The sequence below is a fragment of the Geobacter sp. 60473 genome, assembly GCF_036323535.1.
In the GTDB taxonomy this organism is placed as follows: Bacteria; Desulfobacterota; Desulfuromonadia; order Geobacterales; family Geobacteraceae; genus Geobacter; species Geobacter sulfurreducens.
This window is the reverse complement of the sequence record NZ_AP028967.1, coordinates 376537-394552: the sequence shown is the minus strand read 5'-3', so window position 1 is coordinate 394552 and position 18016 is coordinate 376537. Positions and strand designations below refer to the sequence as shown.

15 protein-coding genes and 1 pseudogene are annotated in these 18016 nt (G+C 54.8%); 9 read left to right on the top strand and 7 right to left on the bottom strand.

Going from position 1 to position 18016, the window contains the following annotated elements; genetic code table 11:
* Positions 1 to 6 precede the first annotated feature (6 nt).
* A complete protein-coding gene (locus AABA48_RS01820; protein WP_286351841.1) occupies positions 7 to 420 on the top strand; it encodes a rhodanese-like domain-containing protein in 414 nt (137 codons plus the stop codon).
* A gap of 250 nt (positions 421 to 670) precedes the next feature.
* Here AABA48_RS01820 and lepB read toward each other — a convergent pair whose 3' ends face one another.
* Together lepB and AABA48_RS01810 are read right to left on the bottom strand one after the other, a co-directional pair.
* On the bottom strand, positions 671 to 1525 hold the full coding sequence (gene lepB / locus AABA48_RS01815; protein ID WP_286351840.1) for a signal peptidase I: 855 nt from the start codon (positions 1523 to 1525) through the stop codon (positions 671 to 673).
* A 186-nt stretch (positions 1526 to 1711) separates the two neighbouring features.
* Positions 1712 to 1876 carry a hypothetical protein gene (locus AABA48_RS01810; RefSeq protein ID WP_286351839.1) on the bottom strand — a complete coding sequence of 55 codons (165 nt, stop codon included), beginning with the start codon at positions 1874 to 1876 and terminating at the stop codon, positions 1712 to 1714.
* An 88-nt stretch (positions 1877 to 1964) separates the two neighbouring features.
* Between AABA48_RS01810 and AABA48_RS01805 the strand changes: the two genes are divergently transcribed.
* Both AABA48_RS01805 and AABA48_RS01800 read left to right on the top strand, forming a co-directional pair.
* Complete coding sequence (locus tag AABA48_RS01805; protein WP_286351838.1) at positions 1965 to 2570, top strand: FAD-dependent oxidoreductase; 606 nt, start codon at positions 1965 to 1967, stop codon at positions 2568 to 2570.
* Between the two features lie 261 nt (positions 2571 to 2831).
* Positions 2832 to 3914, top strand: a pseudogene (locus AABA48_RS01800) (IS256 family transposase); the annotation flags it as partial.
* A gap of 36 nt (positions 3915 to 3950) precedes the next feature.
* On the opposite strand, the gene AABA48_RS01795 reads toward AABA48_RS01800, so the two are convergent.
* From AABA48_RS01795 to AABA48_RS01785, 3 genes are read right to left on the bottom strand one after another with little or no spacing between them, the layout of a single operon-like run.
* Positions 3951 to 5360, bottom strand: coding sequence for a sensor domain-containing diguanylate cyclase (locus AABA48_RS01795; RefSeq protein WP_286351837.1), 1410 nt, complete (start codon positions 5358 to 5360; stop codon positions 3951 to 3953).
* Between the two features lie 57 nt (positions 5361 to 5417).
* Positions 5418 to 7043, bottom strand: a complete 1626-nt coding sequence (locus AABA48_RS01790) for an ABC1 kinase family protein (RefSeq protein ID WP_286351836.1) — start codon at positions 7041 to 7043, stop codon at positions 5418 to 5420.
* A gap of 21 nt (positions 7044 to 7064) precedes the next feature.
* Entirely contained in the window at positions 7065 to 7256 is a 192-nt protein-coding gene (locus AABA48_RS01785; RefSeq protein WP_286351835.1) for a hypothetical protein, read from the bottom strand.
* 231 nt (positions 7257 to 7487) lie between these two features.
* Between AABA48_RS01785 and AABA48_RS01780 the strand changes: the two genes are divergently transcribed.
* The 6 genes from AABA48_RS01780 (at position 7488) to AABA48_RS01755 (ending at position 16288) form a co-directional block, all read left to right on the top strand.
* Positions 7488 to 10133 carry a chemotaxis protein CheB gene (locus AABA48_RS01780; RefSeq protein ID WP_286351834.1) on the top strand — a complete coding sequence of 882 codons (2646 nt, stop codon included), beginning with the start codon at positions 7488 to 7490 and terminating at the stop codon, positions 10131 to 10133.
* Positions 10130 to 11443: a sigma 54-interacting transcriptional regulator gene (locus tag AABA48_RS01775; RefSeq protein WP_286351833.1), complete on the top strand. Its 1314-nt coding sequence runs from the start codon at positions 10130 to 10132 to the stop codon at positions 11441 to 11443. Before AABA48_RS01780 ends, AABA48_RS01775 begins: the two co-directional genes overlap by 4 nt.
* A gap of 224 nt (positions 11444 to 11667) precedes the next feature.
* Complete coding sequence (locus AABA48_RS01770; protein WP_286351832.1) at positions 11668 to 13203, top strand: B12-binding domain-containing radical SAM protein; 1536 nt, start codon at positions 11668 to 11670, stop codon at positions 13201 to 13203.
* A 96-nt stretch (positions 13204 to 13299) separates the two neighbouring features.
* On the top strand, positions 13300 to 14274 hold the full coding sequence (locus AABA48_RS01765) for an NADP-dependent oxidoreductase (protein WP_338270880.1): 975 nt from the start codon (positions 13300 to 13302) through the stop codon (positions 14272 to 14274).
* A 217-nt stretch (positions 14275 to 14491) separates the two neighbouring features.
* Entirely contained in the window at positions 14492 to 15883 is a 1392-nt protein-coding gene (locus tag AABA48_RS01760) for an OmpA family protein (RefSeq protein WP_286351830.1), read from the top strand.
* A 90-nt stretch (positions 15884 to 15973) separates the two neighbouring features.
* The gene (locus AABA48_RS01755; protein ID WP_286351829.1) at positions 15974 to 16288 is read left to right on the top strand and encodes a BON domain-containing protein; all 315 of its coding nucleotides are present in this window, start codon (positions 15974 to 15976) and stop codon (positions 16286 to 16288) included.
* A gap of 30 nt (positions 16289 to 16318) precedes the next feature.
* Here AABA48_RS01755 and AABA48_RS01750 read toward each other — a convergent pair.
* Positions 16319 to 17475, bottom strand: a protein-coding gene (locus AABA48_RS01750) for an IS3 family transposase (RefSeq protein ID WP_286351828.1) whose coding sequence is annotated in 2 segments (ribosomal slippage) — positions 16319 to 17220 and positions 17220 to 17475 — 1158 coding nt in all. Because the reading frame shifts where the segments join, the coding sequence is not laid out codon by codon here.
* 170 nt (positions 17476 to 17645) lie between these two features.
* Positions 17646 to 17903 (bottom strand): hypothetical protein, encoded by a 258-nt coding sequence (locus AABA48_RS01745; RefSeq protein WP_338270879.1) that lies wholly within the window; start codon positions 17901 to 17903, stop codon positions 17646 to 17648.
* Positions 17904 to 18016: the final 113 nt, after the last annotated feature.

The window sequence follows — 18016 nt, the reverse complement described above, 5'->3', positions numbered from 1 at the left end:
TGTTTCATGAAAGCAAGGGTTGCCATGCTCATGGTTACCGTTATCATGCTGATGGTTACAGTGGCTGTGGCTGCGATCAATGTCCATCAGTCCATCCTGACGCCGGTGCTCTTGAATTCGGGAGTTCGCGTAATAGACATTCGCACCGAAAAAGAGTGGCGGGAAACCGGGATTATCAAAGGCTCTCTCTGTCTGACATTTTTCAATGAGGACAGGCAATACGATGCGGAAGCCTTTCTGGCTAAATTGAAAAAACGCGTTAAACCCAACGACAAGATTGCCATTGTATGCAGGTCGGGCAATCGGTCGCTCCAAGTCAGCAAATTCCTCGTTCAGAGAGGGTTTTCAGCCGTGACCAACATAGTCGGGGGAATAGTCAGCGCAGATGACGCGGGCATCAAGCTGGTGCCGTATCATTAAGGGATAGCCGCTTGCTGTGCGTGGACAACACTCCACTGCTCCACGGCGTGCCGGGCTTCGTTCTGGACGCCCACAAGGGAGGGACAGGGCAACACTGCCGGGATGCCGGGTTCGTAAAAGTTTTGTCCCGGAAGGAAGTCTGTCGAGCCCCTTGTATCTGGCCCAATTGGCGTGATATGACGCGCTGCCGGCGCTTCCCGGTGGGGTGAGTGCATCGGGCCGGAGTTGCGGGCCTTCGCAGCGCCCCGCGCTACAGGACTTTCATGCCGATCCTGTCCCAGCGCACGGCACGTGCCGTACGATCCCAGGACCAATAAATGCTCCTCACGGTCCCTTTCACGTTCTCACTGGGCACGAAGCCCCAGAAACGGCTGTCGTAGCTCCGGTCGCGATTGTCGCCCATTGTGAAATACGATCCCGCCGGCACAATCACGGGAGCGAGGTTGTCTCTCGGGTTCTCGGTCGCGGGAATCATGGTCGGTTCATTGTGCACAACGTACGGCTCGGGCACGGAGGAGCCGTTCACGAGAAGAACCTTGCCCCTGATCTCGACGGTGTCCCCCCCAACGGCCACTACGCGCTTCACGAACTCTTTCGAGGGATCTTCCGGATACGCGAACACCACGAGGTCGCCCCGCTTCGGCTCCCGTGCCGCCGTACGCTGGTCCACGAGAATGTGATCGCCGATCAGCAGGGTATCCTCCATGGACGCGGCCGGGATGTGATACGCCTTTATCAGGTAAGACCTGATCGCTCCCGACAGCACGGTGGACACGCCCGCCGAAAGAACCAGCACATAGCCGGCATAGACAAACCATCGGTTGTACCTGGCCGTCTCATAATGATCTTTGCGTGTTTTCGCCATATCAACCGCGTCCACAATGCACAAAACATTGAACGCGAGGCCGATGATGACGAGCAGGACCAGCAGATAGCGGTCCGGCGTATAGATGCTGGCCGCAACGGCAAACGCGAACACAAGGAATTGCTCTATTCCGAACAGGATCAGGCCTCTTGCGGGATAGCCCGCATACAGATGGCCCAGCCCTCTGGTGACCAGGGTCAGCACACCTGCAAGCCAGGGTTTTCTGGGCTTGTTCGGCATTTCGTCCTCCGGAGGGTGAGGCAGGGGGCGGATTTGCAGGCTTCGGCGTTCACCTTCCTCGCCTGCCCGGCCATTCACGCGCTACTGAGCCCCGTTGTCCGCCAGGGCACTGGCGAACTGCACCGCGGCCCGTTTCGTCGAGCCCGACACGATCAGCCTGCTGGCGGTCTTTCTCGTGACAAGGGACTACCACTCCAACGGCGCATCCTCATCATGGTCCGTCATGTCCGAGCAGTACGCTTTGTTGAGAAATGACGACGATACCTTGAATTGCACAAATCCGTGGGCAACGATATACCCCGCTCCGATCAGCTTGAAAGACAGCCCCTCCAGTTCCACCATGATGGCCATGTTACGTGCTCAATTATGACCCTTAAAATGCGCATCTAAGAGTAAAAATCCTCCGAAAATGAGGTGTAATTGTCGAGATGTCGATGGGTTGGTTTGGTCCGACCCGTTTCACGTCTTTAACAAGGTACTGGTCGGCATCGGCCGCACAGCGAACATTGCCGGGCTGAACCTTGACGCTGCCGGAGTAGCGACCGAACAGGGAGCTGTCAAGGTTAACGAGATGATGCAGACCACCGTTCCCCACATCTACGCGCTGGGCGACGTGATCGGTGGCATGCCCCTGGCCCATGCGGCAGAAAAAGAAGGGTACCTGCTTGCCCAGAATCTTATTCAGGGCACTCGCCACCCCCTCGACCATCGTGCTGTGCCGCGAGTTGTGTTCTGTCACCCCGAAGTGGCGGCAGTAGGAACACATGAAGCCAGGGCCGGCATTAAGGCCTTCACCATGCCACAGGCCCCCAATGGCCGCGCCGTGGTGGACAAAGTCGCGCCGGCCTTCGTGAAATTGTTTATCGAGGAGGATACCTCTCAAATCGCCGGGGCAATCATCATCGGAGAAGGGGCAACAGAAATGATCCACGAGATGGCAGTGGCGGTCGAAAACCGTCTGACCCTGGAGCAGATAGGGAAAACGGTCCATGCCCATCCGACTCATTCCAAAAATGTTCTGCTAGCCGTCCAGCACTTCAATTAATTCAACGATTGAACTCGTTATGATCGTCACCAAATAACCCGCCTCAAATCAGTTATGATCTCAAGCGGCTCTCCGGCTTCAGCATGGAGAGCCGCTACGGGAATGTCCCTGCCCCCTCATAAGCATCCCCAGCCCCCTGAAGGAGGAGCGGGAGTCTTACACTGCCGGTTTTACCGGCAAAAGTGAGGCTCTAAGCGCTGAGAATGTGTTCTTTTGGGCCAAATCTACTGCAGCTTCAGGTTGTTAGCTTGGTCCGACCCCACACCCCGCCTTTGCTACGAGAAGCACGCTCCCGCCGGCAAGAAAAGCGGCAACTCCCGCAACGGCAATTACCAGAAGAACGTCAAAGGTGAATTCGGCAACCTCGACGTCACCGTTCCACGAGACCGGAATTCATCATTCGAACCGATCATCGTCCCCAAGGGAGAGAGCCGATTTACCGGCTTTGACGAGAAGATCATTTCCATGTACGCCAGGGGGATGACCACCCGTGACATCCAGGCCCATCTGGAAGAGATCTATGGGGTCGAAGTTTCCCCCACCTTGGTCTCCCAGGTAACCCAGGCAGTCACGGAAGAAGTAACCCTGTGGCAGAACCGGCCACTGGACGAGGTTTACCCGATTGTCTACCTCGATGCCGTACGGGTCAAGGTCCGGCACGATGGCCGGGTCATCAACAAAGCCGTCTATCTGGCCATAGCCGTCACCTTTGACGGCGTCAAAGAAGTCCTCGGCATGTGGACCGCCGAAACAGAAGGGGCGAAGTTCTGGCTCCAGGTGGTAACGGAACTGAAGAACCGGGGCGTGCGTGACATCTTTATCGCCTGCGTGGATGGCCTGAAAGGCTTTCCTGAAGCCATAGAGGCCGTATTCCCCAACACCCAGGTTCAGCTTTGCATCGTCCACATGGTGCGCCACAGCCTGAACTACGTTTCCTGGAAGCAGCGCAAGGAAGTTGCCGACGATCTGAAGCAGATTTACCAGGCGCCGACGGTTCAACAAGCCGAAGCGAATCTGGAGCAATTCGAGGCGAAATGGAACTCCACCCATCCGACTATCGGAAAGTCTTGGCGCCGGAATTGGGAGAGGATTATTCCCCTGTTTTCCTATCCGCCAGAGATTCGCAAGGCGATCTACACGACCAACGCCATCGAATCCTTGAACATGTCACTGCGCAAGGTCACCAAGAACCGGGGTTCCTTTCCCAGTGACGAGGCAATGCTGAAGCTGCTCTACTTGGCCTTGAAGAACATCGCCAAGAAATGGACCATGCCGATCCGAGACTGGAAATCGGCCTTAAACCAGTTCACCATTATCTTTGAAAACAGGATGCCTGCTCTTTAACCGAAAACCCATTTACACAAAATTATTTACAGGTCCTTACAAATCCTTCTGCTCCGATTTATCCCGATACATCCGCTCATCACCAAGCTGTAAAGCCTGGGCAATCTGATCTTTGTTTTCTGCGGAAGCTGTGCCGAAGGCGATGCTTACCTGGCCATTGATGATTTCCGGGGAACTCTTGATCCTCATGACCGCTTCCTCTGCTACCCTTTCGTCCGTTTCCGGGAGCAGAATGGCAAACTCGTCACCGCCGATACGGGCGACAATGTCCTCACTCCTGAAGGCATGCAGAATAATCCGTGCCGCCAGCCGGATCAGATGGTCACCAGCACCATGCCCTTGAGAATCATTGACTGCCTTCAAGCCGTTGACATCTGCAATCACGATACTCAGGGGAAACTTCCTGCCATGGGCAAACCGTTCCAGTTCTTCATCGAAAAACGCCCGGTTATAAAGGCCGGTCAACCTGTCGTGCGTACTTTCATGGCGCAGCGATACCTCTGCTTCTTTACGCTCGGTGACATCTCTCATGATCCCGATGGCATGCCATCTTCCCTGTAATTTAAGGGCAGAAATGGAAAGTTCCAGAGAAAATTCCGTCCCATCTTTACGGAGTGCCACAACCTCTGTTGTCTTGCCGATTAACGGTCCCGTGCCCTGTTCTCTGAAACGCTCAAAACCTTGCTTTTCGCTGCCACGGAGCTGTTCAGGCATGAAGCGCCGATGAAATTCTTGACCCTTGATCTCCTCGGCACTGCAGCCGAACATGCGTTCTGCCGCGTTATTGCAGAATGTTACCGTACCCTGGTCATCCATCATGATTATGGCGTCAATAGCCATTCCAGCCAGCTTGTACATCCGTTCTTCACTCTCCCGCAGGGCATTCTCGGCCTCCCTGCGACCGGTTATGTCAATAAGGGCAAGGCGGCACTCCTGGCCCGATGAGCTGGCCACAGCTTCGATCTGAACCACCAGATGAAGATTATTCTTGTTCTGGAATGACACTTCGCAGACATCTTTTGTGTCACTGGCAAAGATCTTTTTGATGAAGGCAGTTAATGCCTCGCGAAAATCTGCAGTGACGAACTCTTTGAACGGGCGGTGAATCAAACGCGAGCGATCTACCCCAAGCAGGGTTGCACAGGTTATGTTCGAATCGAGGATTGTCCCTTTGCGGTCAAGGGTGGCGTAGCCGACCGGGGCAAAATCATACAGATCAGTATATTTCTTCAGCATCTTTTCTACGGTGTCTCTTGCTTTGCGGAGTTCCTCGTTCTGAATCTCCAGTTCGATCTGATGGACCTCAAGCTCATGGACAAGCCGCAGAATCGCTTCGTCGGTCCGGGGAGGATCACCGTCAAGTGGTTTCTTGCGCAACTGCTCTTCGGCTTGGAAGCGGAGTTTCGCGGCGTTATGTACCTTGCTCGTATTTGTGTCGCTACCCATGCTGAACCTCAATAATTGGTTTTCCGTGCCGGATGAGGGGAAAGAGCACGGTTGCCATCAGCGTCGGCCCCGGTCGCGGCGCCATGTTTTTACGGCAATGATGATCGCCCAGATAATCCCGGCGATAATCATTACCTGGCCACCATCATGATGCCACCCGGCATCATTGGGAGCCGTAACCATCAATCCGCCGGCAACCATGAGCGCCGCCGAGATGATAGCACCGGTGAGCCGTTCGAGGTTGCGACTGATGCGGCCTCCCAGTGCTTCCACCGCCGGAGCCTGTAAGCGGCCCAGGTTCCCTTCGGCAACACGTCGCAGCAGACGGCGTGTGTCGCCGGGGGCATCGGTCAGCAAGCGCTCCATTTCACGCGCCAGCGTGCCGGTCTTTTCCTTGATGCGATCCAGAGAAAAGTGCTGTGCGGTCAGCCGCGAAATCTCATCACGAAACGAAGCCAGGTAGTCATGGTCAGGGTCGAGTTCCCGAATCATCGATTCCAGGATGACAAAGGTACGCGTCAGCAGGAAAAACTCGCCGGGGTTGTGGACTCCGTGTCGGCTCCCGGCTCGCAGCAGTGAATCGAAGGCATCTCCGATCGAAACATCCGCCAGGTCGTTCCGGTGAATTTCATGAAGCACTGATTTTATGTCCACCATGAGCGCCGCCCGGTTGACCTTTTCGCTCCCCTGCGGCGCCATTTCGAGGTACGCCTCGGTGGCACCCCGCGCATCTCTTTTAACGACCGCTTCAAGCAACAGTGTCAGCGAGTTGCGCATCGGCTCGTCAAGTTCACCGGTCATGCCGAAATCGAGTAGCGAGAGCTTACCATCGGGAAGGACCAATACATTGCCGGGGTGCGGGTCGGCGTGAAACAGACCTTCCTCGAAGATCGTTTGCAGGGTCAACCGTACCAGGGTCTTGATCAGGCGCGGCATCTCTTCCGGGTGCTCCCTGGCGTAACAATCCACCCGTTCGCCGGTCGAAAATTCCATGGTGAGGATGTTTCCGGTCGAATAATTTGCTATGACATCCGGAATCCAGAGGTCTGGGATATCAGCCAGGGCAGTGCGAAAGAGCATAATGGAGCGTGCTTCGAGGCTGAAATCGGTTTCCCGGTTCAGGCTGTTGGCAAATTCTCTCACCAGCACCGGGAGGTCAAGTGCTATCAGACGCGGAAAGAGCTTTTCAACCAGTGATACCAGATAGGTCAAGGCTGCGACATCGGTGGCAATCATCGCTTCAAGTCCGGGTCGCTGCACTTTCACAGCCACATGACGACCGTCGTGCAGAGTCGCCTCATGTACTTGGGCGATGGTGGCAGCAGCCAACGGTGTTTCGCTGAATGAGGCAAAGACTGCCGCCATCGGCTCGCCCAGTTCGGCTTCGATCGTCACACGCACTGCTTCAATGCCCAATGCCGGGAGCTGGTCGTGCAGTTGCTCTAGTTCATCGATATAGGCATCCGGCAGCAGGTCGCGCCGCAATGCGAGCACCTGGCCGAATTTAAGAAAGGTCAGCCCCAGCTCCTCGAAGGTTTCCCGGACTTCTTTAGGTGGCGGCCAATGATTCTTGCCGCGCAACGCGCCGAGAAACTTGTGCCGGACGAGTACCCGCAGGATTTGCAACAGTCTCGGCGCTGCTTGCAACAGGCAACTTTTATCCGGATCGATCAGTATAGACATGCCTTCATCTCGTTTCTCGGATCAGCTTTCCTCGTCTTTGCCCCAGAAGAAAATGATCTGTGGGGTAGTGGCGCTGTGCTCGTTGATGAGCTGCTGGGTAGATACCAGTTCCCAACCTGCTTTACCCATCTGATCCAGGTGAGCCTCAAGGTCAAGGCCCAACAGATCGTTTACCGGGTAATGCTTAACCGTGAAGGTATATGTTTTTGCCATATCTCTCCCTCACCTTGCTTGATGGTCTGACTATATCAACCAAGAGCAAATAGCCAGCCAATAACCTATTAAAAATCAAAAGGTTGAATTCACCACGATAACAGGGCATTAGGCCTGGTGAGAGGATTGGGATGGCGTGAAACAAATCATTTGGCCTCAGCATATGACAGAAGCCTCAATATATTGAGGGATGATTTATCTATAATTGTTAATTCGTGCTATACTTTTCCCATGAAAATACGCAAAAAATCGGAAAGCCCCGGAAGAGAAAGAGATAACTCCTCCACCATAGAGCCTCTGGCAAGAACTGAGAGCGCCCTCTTCCCCATTGTAGGCATCGGCGCTTCTGCCGGAGGATTGGAGGCGTTGGAGCAGTTCCTGGCTCATGTGCCACACAGGAGTGGCATGAGCTTTGTCATCATCCAGCACCTTGACCCTACTCACAAAGGGATACTGGCTGAACTGCTGCAGCGCTCCACCAATATGGAGGTATTCCAGGTCAGGGACCGGATGAAGGTCAAACCGGATAGCGTCTACGTCATCCCCCCCAATAAGGATATGTCAATCCTGCACGGTGTGTTGCACCTGTTCGAGCCGAAGGCGGCCCGTGGCCTGCGCCTGCCGATAGATTATTTCCTCCGCTCCCTTGCCGAGGACCGGCATGAGGCGAGCATCGGCGTCATCCTCTCCGGCATGGGGTCGGACGGCACGATGGGGCTGCGGGCCATCAAGGAAAATGGGGGGTTGGCGCTGGCACAGGATCCTGCCTCGGCCAAGTTCGACAGCATGCCCAGAAGCGCCATTGATGCAGGTCTGGCCGACCTGGTGGCTCCGGTGGAGGAGCTGCCCGGCAAGATCATCGACTATCTCCGGCACGCTCTCACCATCTCCAAGTCCGACCTCCTCCTTGAAGAGAAGGATCAGAGCTCCCTGGAGAAAGTCCTTATCCTGCTCCGGTCCAAGACCGGCCACGACTTCTCCATGTACAAGAAAAACACCCTCTATCGCCGGATCGAGCGGCGGATGGGGATTCACCAGATAGACAGGATTGCCGGCTACGTCCGCTATCTGCAGGAGAACCCACAGGAAGTCGAACTCCTGTTCAAGGAGTTGCTGATCGGCGTAACCAGCTTTTTCCGTGACCCGTCGGCCTGGGAACTTCTGCAGCGCGAGGTGATCCCGGCGCTCCTGAATGACCGCCCAGCCGGCGCTCAGCTGCGGGCCTGGTCGGCAGGGTGCTCAACCGGTGAAGAGCCGTATTCACTGGCAATTGCCTTCAAGGAAGCGGTTGAGCAGGTCAAACCCGCCGAGAATTTCACCCTGCAGATCTTTGCCACCGACCTGGACCGGGATGCCATCGACAAGGCACGCCAGGGTATCTATCCGGTGAATATTGCCGCCGATGTCTCTAGCGAACGCCTTAGCCGGTTTTTCACCAAAGAAGATAACGGTTACCGGATCGGCAAAGAGATCAGAGAGATGGTCACCTTTGCCACCCAAAACGTCATCATGGATCCTCCCTTTACCAAGCTGGACATCCTCGTCTGCCGCAATCTGCTGATCTATCTGACTCCCGATCTGCAGAAAAAGCTCCTGCCGCTCTTTCACTACAGCCTAAAGCCCGGTGGTGCGATGTTTCTGGGGAGCGCCGAATCTGTGAGCAGCTTCAGCGATCAGTTCACCCCGATCAATATCAAGGCGAGACTGTTCCGGAAGCGCGAATCCATGCTGCCGGTTGAACCGATATCATTTCCGTCCTCATTTGCTCCCGCTCTGCCGGGTATTCCCAAGGAGTTATCAATGGCGAAACCAGCAGCAAATCTCCAGCTCCTCGCTGACCAGCTGCTCCTGCAGCACTTTTCCCCCCCTGCCGTGCTGGTCAATGACAAGGGGGATATCCTCTACATCAGCGGGCGCACCGGCAAATACCTTGAACCTGCGGCAGGTAAGGCCAACTGGAATATCTTCGCCATGGCCCGCGAGGGGCTCCGTTTTGAACTGGGGAGCGCTTTCCAGAAGGCGGTCCGAAACAAAGAAACGACCGTGACCAAAGGGCTCAAGGTCGAGACCAACGTAGGCACTCAGACCGTTGATGTCACGGTTCGACCGATCGAAGAGCCGGAGGCGCTGCACGGGATGGTGATGATCATCTTTAACGACGTGGCAAAACCCCTGAAAAAGGGGTCATCAGCCCGTTCCGCTACATCGCAGTCCGACAATGCACGGGTCTCCGAACTTGAGCTGGAGATCCAGCAACTTCGAGAAACACTGCATACTACCCGTGAAGAGATGCAATCCTCGCAGGAAGAGCTCAAATCCACCAACGAAGAGTTGCAGTCAACCAACGAAGAGCTGCAGTCGACCAACGAGGAGTTGACCACCTCCCGGGAAGAGATGCAGTCGATGAACGAAGAACTGCAGACGGTGAACGCGGAGCAGCAATCGAAAATGAACGAACTTTCCCGCATAAACGATGATATGCGGAACCTCCTCAACAGCACCGAAATTGTCACCATATTCCTGGACAACGAACTCAATGTCCGACGTTTCACCACCGGCGCGGATAAGATTTTCAAACTGATCCCGGGTGACGTGGGGCGTCCGCTTTCCGATATCACCAACGATCTGAGTTACCCCGGGATGATGGAAGATACCCGAAAGGTACTGCGCACACTGGTTTATTCCGAAAAACAGATCGCTGCCACCGATGGCCGCTGGTTTACGGTGCGCATCATGCCATACCGTACCATGGAAGACGTCATCGGCGGAGTGGTGATCACCTTTGCCGACATCACCGCAGCCAAGGCGCTGGAAGCGGAACTTCGCGAGGAGAACGCAAAGCTGAAAGCTCTGTTTGAGGCTGGAGGGGAGCAATGAGCAGCACGAAAGACAAAGAGGACTCCGCACTCCGCCGCCGGGCCAATGACCGCCTGAAGACGTTAGCACCGAAAGACCGGCCGCTCTGGACTGAACATGAACGGCAGCGGTTGGTCCATGAGCTTGATGTCCACCAGATAGAACTGGAGATGCAGAACGAGGAACTCCGCCAGACCAGGGACAATCTTGAGTCGCTCGTGTCAGAACGCGCCGGTGAGCTGACCAGAGCCAATCTGCAGCTTACGGAGGAAGTAGCCGAACGGAGGCGAGGCGAAGAGTCGCTCCAGAAAGCGTACGCAGAAATCAAAAAACTAAAGGACCGGCTGCAGGCCGAGAACATCTACCTTCAGAAGGAGGTTGCCGAGGAGTACAATTTGGGCGAGATAATTGGCCATAGCAAAGCCATTTCGAACGTGTTCTTACGGGTTGAGCAGGTCGCCCCCTTGGATGCGACAGTGCTTCTCCTTGGCGAAACCGGTGTGGGCAAAGGGGTGATAGCGCGGGCCATCCACGCGCGCAGCGTTCGCAAAAACCGGCCAATGATTACGGTCAACTGCACGGCACTCCCAGCAAACCTCATCGAAAGCGAACTATTCGGCAGGGAACGGGGCGCGTTCACCGGTGCCGATGCCCGGCAGATCGGCCGCTTCGAACTGGCCGATGGCGGCACGATATTTCTCGACGAAATAGGTGAGATGCCTCTGGATCTGCAATCAAAGCTGCTCCGCGTCATTCAGGATGGCGAGTTCGAGCGTCTGGGCAACCCGCGTACCATCAAGGTGGATGTCCGGATCATTGCAGCAAGCAATAAAACCCTGGATGAGGAGGTAAAGAAAGGCAGATTCAGGGAAGACCTGTTCTACAGGATCAATGTCTTTCCGATCATGATCCCGCCGCTTCGGCAGCGCACGGACGACATCCCGCTGCTCGTCAATCATTTTGTCGCCAAATTCAACAAGAAGATCGGCAAGAAGATCAGCACCGTCCCCAAGGACACCATGAACGTCATGCAGAATTATCATTGGCCCGGCAACGTGCGGGAACTGGAAAGCGTCATCGAACGTGCGGTAATAACCAGCCAGGGAACCGTACTCCAGATCCTGGACCGGTTCCACACGTTTAGTAACGGTGATATGGTAGCAGATCAGGACGTCAAGCAACTAGTCCAGATGGAGCACGACCACATTCTTCAAGTGCTCCAGAAAACCGGCTGGCGCATCGAAGGAAAGAAGGGAGCGGCACTGCTCCTTGGGCTCAACCCCAGCACCCTGCGCGCCCGCATGCGGAAATACGGCATCCAGCGCCAATAAGCCACACAAAGTCCGGATGTATGGCAAAACGATCCGTCATATTTGACGGTTATGTTATACATGACGGATTCCGATAACGGCTTTACCTCCCCCCTTCACGGACACACCCACATTTACCCACTAATATCAGATAGATACAGCTAAAATTCTATTTGGCCTGCAAGTTGCTCACTCCGTAGAAATCATCCCACCTCATCAAAGTAACCGCGTTCAGGAGTATTCAGATGAAGATACTTCTTGTTTATCCCCACTATCCCGACACCTTCTGGAGCTTTCGGCACGCCTTGAAATTCATCGACAGAAAGGCAAGCTTCCCGCCGCTTGGTCTGCTGACAGTGGCTGCCATGCTCCCCGGTGAATGGGAAATGAGGTTGGTTGACATGAACGTCCGGCCTCTGGACGACGCAGACCTGAAATGGGCGGATTATGTTTTCATCAGTGCCATGACCATCCAACTGAAATCTACTCAACAGGTGATCGCCCGTTGCCGACAGCATGGAGTGAAAACCGTTGCCGGCGGCCCCTTGTTCACCGCCTGCCACGATGATTTCCCCGACGTGGACCACCTGGTGCTCGGCGAGGCGGAACTCACCCTCCCACCCTTCCTGACAGACCTTTGCCACGGTACGGCCCGGCACCTCTATACTGACGACCGCTGGGCGGACCTGAGGAGTACTCCCATTCCGCTCTGGGAGCTGATTGATGTCAGGAATTATGCTGCCATGAATATCCAGTACTGCCGGGGGTGCCCTTTTGACTGCGAGTTTTGTGATATTACCGCACTGTTTGGCCGAAAGCCAAGGAGTAAGCCCCTTGTGCAGTTGATTGCTGAGTTGGACAGCCTTTATTCCAGGGGGTGGCGCGGGGCAGTATTTTTTGTCGATGACAATTTCATCGGTGACAAGGGGAAACTCAAGCGGGAAGTCCTGCCGGCCATTATCGACTGGATGGAGCAGAGGAAGCACCCCTTCTACTTTTACACCGAGGCATCAATTGACCTGGCCGATGATCCCCGTCTCATGGAACTGATGGTAAAGGCAGGTTTTGAAGAGGTCTTTATCGGCATCGAGACCCCTTACGAGGAGAGCCACGCCGAAAGCGGCAAGGTGCAGAACAAGAATCGCGACCTGCTGGCATCAGTGAAGAGCATCCAGCAGGCAGGGCTGCAGGTTCATGGGGGGTTTATCGTCGGCTTCGACAGTGATCCCCCGTCGATCTTCGAACGTCAGATACGTTTTATCCAGGAGAGCGGTATCGTTACGGCAATGGTTGGCATATTATCTGCCATACGCGGTACCAAGCTCCACGAGCGTATGTCATTGGAGGGGAGGCTCCTGGGGGATGACACCGGCAACAACATGGACAGCAACCTAAACTTCATCCCGCGGATGGAGGTAAACGACCTCATCGGCGGTTACCGGAGCATTCTCGACTCTATCTATGCACCTAAAAATTATTACCAGCGGGTTATCAGGCTGTTCAAAGAATACCGCCCCCAGCATCTTGGAAAGTTTCACCTCCAGAGAGGATATATCGGAGCGCTTTTCAAATCGATCCTGTTTCTGGGGGTTATCGGCAGGGAACGGATTCACTTCTGGAAACTCTTCTTCTGGTCACTCGTCAGGAAACCACGGCTTTTCCCGTTAGCCATCACCTATGCCATATACGGCTTCCACTTCAGAAAGGTGGCAGAAAAATTCAAAGCCAGCGGAATGTTTGATGGAGAGGGTGTTTGGGAGAAAAAAGATGGTTATGCGTAAGGGTAAAACAGACCCGAAGCGAGGTGGGATTAAATGCCCCGGAATAGAGCCGTAAATCGTCGCATCGTGCTTAACTCCCGCCCGTTTGGAGCCCCGATGGCTGAGGATTTCCGTCTGGAAGAATGTGCCGTTCCGGTTCCTGCAACCGGGCAGATGCTGCTGCGCACCCTGTATCTTTCGCTCGACCCGTACATACGGACCCTCATGAACGATGTCCCGTCCTATAGAGCGCCGATGGCAATCGACGAGGTGATGGTCGGCGGTACGGTCTCACGTGTTGAAGCCTCCCAACATCCGGACTACCAGCCTGGAGAAGTTGTCCTCGGCTACAGTGGCTGGCAGGACTATGAGCTCTCCGACGGGCGAAATCTCACCAAAATCGACAGTTCAATGCCGCACCCCTCGCTGCACCTCGGAATCCTCGGCATGCCCGGCTTTACCGCCTACATGGGCCTGCTCGATATCGGCCACCCCAAAGCTGGGGATACTGTGGTTGTCCCTGCAGCCTGTGGTGCGGTCGGCTCGGTAGCGGGGCAGATTGCCTGGTTGCTCAAAGGTTGCCGCGTGGTCGGCATCGCCGGCGGCCCCGACAAGTGCCGCTATGTTGTCAAAGAACTGGGGTTCGATGACTGTATAGACCGCCACAGTGCAGATTTTGCCAATCAATTGAAAGTTGCCTGCCCGAAAGGGATCGACGTGTACTTCGAGAGCGTCGGAGGTGCCGTGTTCGATGCCGTTTTGCCCCTGTTGAATGCATCGGCGCGAGTTCCCCTGTGCGGGCTGATCGCCCACTACAACGACACTGAATTGCCACAGGGACCTGATCGCCTCGGTCTTCTGATGCAGACGTTTCTCACCAAAAGGATCAAGATGCAGGGGTTCATCATTTCCGACGATTATGGCCATCGTTATGATGAGTTTTATCAGCAGATGAGCTCATGGCTGGCCGCAGGGCGCATCAAATATCGAGAAGATATTGTCGATGGGTTGGATAAGGCGCCCGAAGCATTCATTGGAATGCTGGAGGGGAAGAACTTCGGCAAATTGCTCGTGCGAATTGCTCACGAGTAACATCTCACCCGTCAAGGCGTACAGATATCGTTGTGTACGAGCACAACCGTAATAAAGGAGATATGGACAAGGAAGGCACTGCCCGTAAAAAATTCTGGTCAAGATTTGAAGGCAAATGATTCGTAAACCAACTAGATTGCCTTTCGAATTTCTTATTGTGATGACAGTCGTTCTTACTGCGAAATCTGAGTAAACATTTTACCAAAGGAGGTATCGCATGAAAATTATCACCAGATATCTGATTGTTTACCTGTTGCTCGTAGTCACCGCATCCATGGCTGTAGCGGGTGGCATCCGGCCCGATTCATTCAACCTTTCCGGAATTGCGGGCGGGTACAGCTTCGACGGCAAACAACACCTGGAAACGAGCCCAATTGTGGGCATCCGAGGAGGTTACAACTTTACCAAGCATTTCGGAGTCGAGGCGCTGTTCGACTTCACCCCGACGGAGAGCACTCTGGACAGTCTTGGTGATGCCAAGGTATACCGTTACGGTGCCGACCTCCTGCTGCACCTTTTCCCTGACAACAAGCTGGTTCCCTTCCTGGCAGCGGGATACGGTGGCATCACGGTTGACAGGGAACACCAGAAGACCTTTAACAAGGGGATCTTCGACTATGGACCAGGTATAAAGTATTTCCTAACCGATGACCTGGCCCTGCGTGGCGATTTCCGGCACCTCCTCTTCCGTAATAACGAAACGCTTTCCAACTATGAATACACTGTCGGGATCACCTACCAGTTCGGCGGAACGAAGCCTGCCCAGGCGCCGGTTGCCGCAATCGCGCCACCGGCATCTCGGCCTGAGCCTAAAGTCGCTCCGCCTCAGGAACCTCCGCTCGAGCCGATTCCGGCCGCTGAACCGACTCCGGAGAAGATGAAATACTGTGTTTACCTGAAGATCGAGTTTGACATCGACAAAGCCGAAATCCGTCCCCAATATCATGATGAGGTGGCCAAGGTCGGCGATTTCATGAAAAAACATCCGACTACCACCGCCGTTATTGAAGGTTATACCGACGAAGTCGGTAGCGATGATTACAACATGCAGCTTTCTCAGCGGCGAGCTGAGAGCGTCGTGAAATCCTTGGAGGATAATTTCGGGATCGACCGCTCCCGACTCTTTGCCAAGGGGTACGGCAAAACAAAGCAGACCCCTGAGAGTTCGAGCGACGCAGGGAGACAGAAAAGCCGACACATTAACGCCATCATTGACTGTGCTCTTGATGTCAAGGAACTCGCTCCGCCCCCAGAGAGACTCTGCATGAACCTGAAAGTAGAGTTTGCAACGGACAGCGCCGAGATCCAGGCCCAATACTTTGACGAGATGAACAAGGTGGGTGACTACATGAAGAAGTACCCCACAACAACAGCTGTGATCGAGGGGCATACCGATAACGTCGGCAGCCCGGAACACAACATGAAGCTCTCCCAGATGCGTGCCGAAACCGTGGTGAACTACCTTGTTGGGAAATTCGGCATCGAGCGCTCGCGACTCTTTGCCAAGGGGTACGGTTCCGCACGGCGTATAGCCTATAATACTACCCCCGAAGGGAGGCAGAAAAACCGGAGAATCAATGCGGTCATCGATTGTGTAATACAGAAGTAATAAAAACACAAATAAGCGACGTTGTATTTCCACGTGGCAGAGACGACTTTGACAGAGGGCTGCAGGTTCAACGAGAAAGGAGAATTTATCATGCAAAAACTCCAGCGCATACTGAAAATGCTGGTCTGTATCGGGGTAATAACCACATTCCTTGGGTGTGCAACCACGCCAAAACAAGAGAGTACCGGCCAGTATCTCGATGATTCTGTAATCACAGCCAAGGTAAAGTCAGCAATCTTTAGCGAAGCAACTCTGAAAACGATGCAGATAACCGTTGAGACCTTCAAGGGAGTCGTGCAGTTGAGCGGATTCGTCGACTCGGCACAGAGCGTGGAAAAGGCGGGACAGGTTGCCGGTAGCGTTAACGGTGTAATATCGGTGAAAAACGACCTCATTGTAAAATAGTGAACTTACCCCAGTTTTGTGGACAGTAGATTAGGCTGCAAGGTTGAGTTCCTCGAACTCACTGGGTGTCAGATAGCCGAGGGACGCATGAATCCTTCGGCGGTTATAGAATCGCTCGATATAGTCAAAGATACTTTGCCGGGCCTGCGCTCGGCTGTGATAGCGGCTGTGGAAAACAAGCTCCCGTTTCAGTATGCCGAAGAAGCTCTCAACCGGAGCATTGTCCCAGCAGTTGCCGGTGCGGCTCATGCTGCAGATCATGCAGTGCTTGGCCAACAGCACCTGATAGTCTTCGCTGGCGTACTGCGCTCCACGGTCAGAGTGATGCAACACGCCACGGGGCGGGTTACGTCTCTTGACCGCCAGCGTCAGGGCTGCCATGACCAGTTGCCGGGTCATCCGTTCTGCCATGGACCAACCGACGATAGTGCGGGAGTACAGGTCGATAACAACCGCCAGGTACAGCCAGCCTTCAGCGGTCCAGATGTAGGTGATGTCGCTGGCCCACACCTGGTTGGGCCGGGCCGGGTTGAACTCCCGGTTGAGAAGGTTGTTCGCCACTGGTTGGCTATGGCGCGAGTCAGTGGTCACTTTGAACTTCCGCTTCGTCTTGGCGTACAGGCCATCTTTCCGCATCAGGCGGGCGATTCGGTTCTTGCCGTGCCGTTTGCCACGGCGACGCAGTTCTTTGTGAACCTTTGGGCTACCGTAAATGCCCTTGCTGTCCCGGTGGATTTGCGCAATCTCCTGGCAAAGCTCGCGGGTCTCCTTGCTCCGTCGGCTTTCAGGACGCGTACTCCAGGCATAATAGCCGCTACGGGACACCTGGAACACGGAGCACATGACCGCGACCGGAAACTCCGCCTGATGATCGTGCATGAAGCGGAAGATCATTTCTGGTCTTTGGAAAAGATGGCCATGGCTTTTTTTAAAATGTCACGCTCCATCTTCAGCCGCTCATTCTCACGCTTGAGCTGGCGGATCGTCTCGGCTTCGGAGTTCAGGTGCCCGGTACCGGGAAACGCGTCATCCGGCTTGTCGGAATACTGCCGAATCCATGTGTAAAGCGTGTTGGGGTGAATTCCCAGGTCAGTGGCAATCTGGGCGACTCTGCTGTCGCCATCGACGGCCAACTTGACCGTTTCAACTTTGAACTCGCGGGTAAAACGTTTTCTCCTTGATACCATGACAGTCCTCCGTGCTCTGTTGTAGCAGCTTTTCGGACTGTCCACAATTCCGGGGGAAGGTCATACGTCCCCAAGCCGCCCCGATCGGTGCGACACATTGATATCCGATTGATCCCGCTATCACCTCTCCAACCTGCTTATTTCCAGTCATAACAAAGGAGTAAAGCCCCCTACTCAACCCCCTGCCCCACCCACCCCCCCCCTACCCCCGCCCCACCCGGAGCCCGCATGTCACCCCTGCCGGCGAGGCCCCTGCAGGCACCCTTGGCCACACTCCCCGCATGGCTCACCACCACGGAGGCATAGGGCACATCGAGGTGCTCCCGGAGCAGGACATCAATTTCACTGAACCGCGGGGAATACTTGGCGAAGGGCTGGAGAGGGAACGGCACGGAAAGGCGCAACACAGCATTTTCACGACGTTTCATAGAGCAACCCCTGGTGCTGTAAACGAATAGCTCCGGTTAGTAACATGCAATTAACATTTAATCAATTAGGGGAATTCCTGAGTTTTCGCGCTCTGCAACGGTCGGCAGCGGGC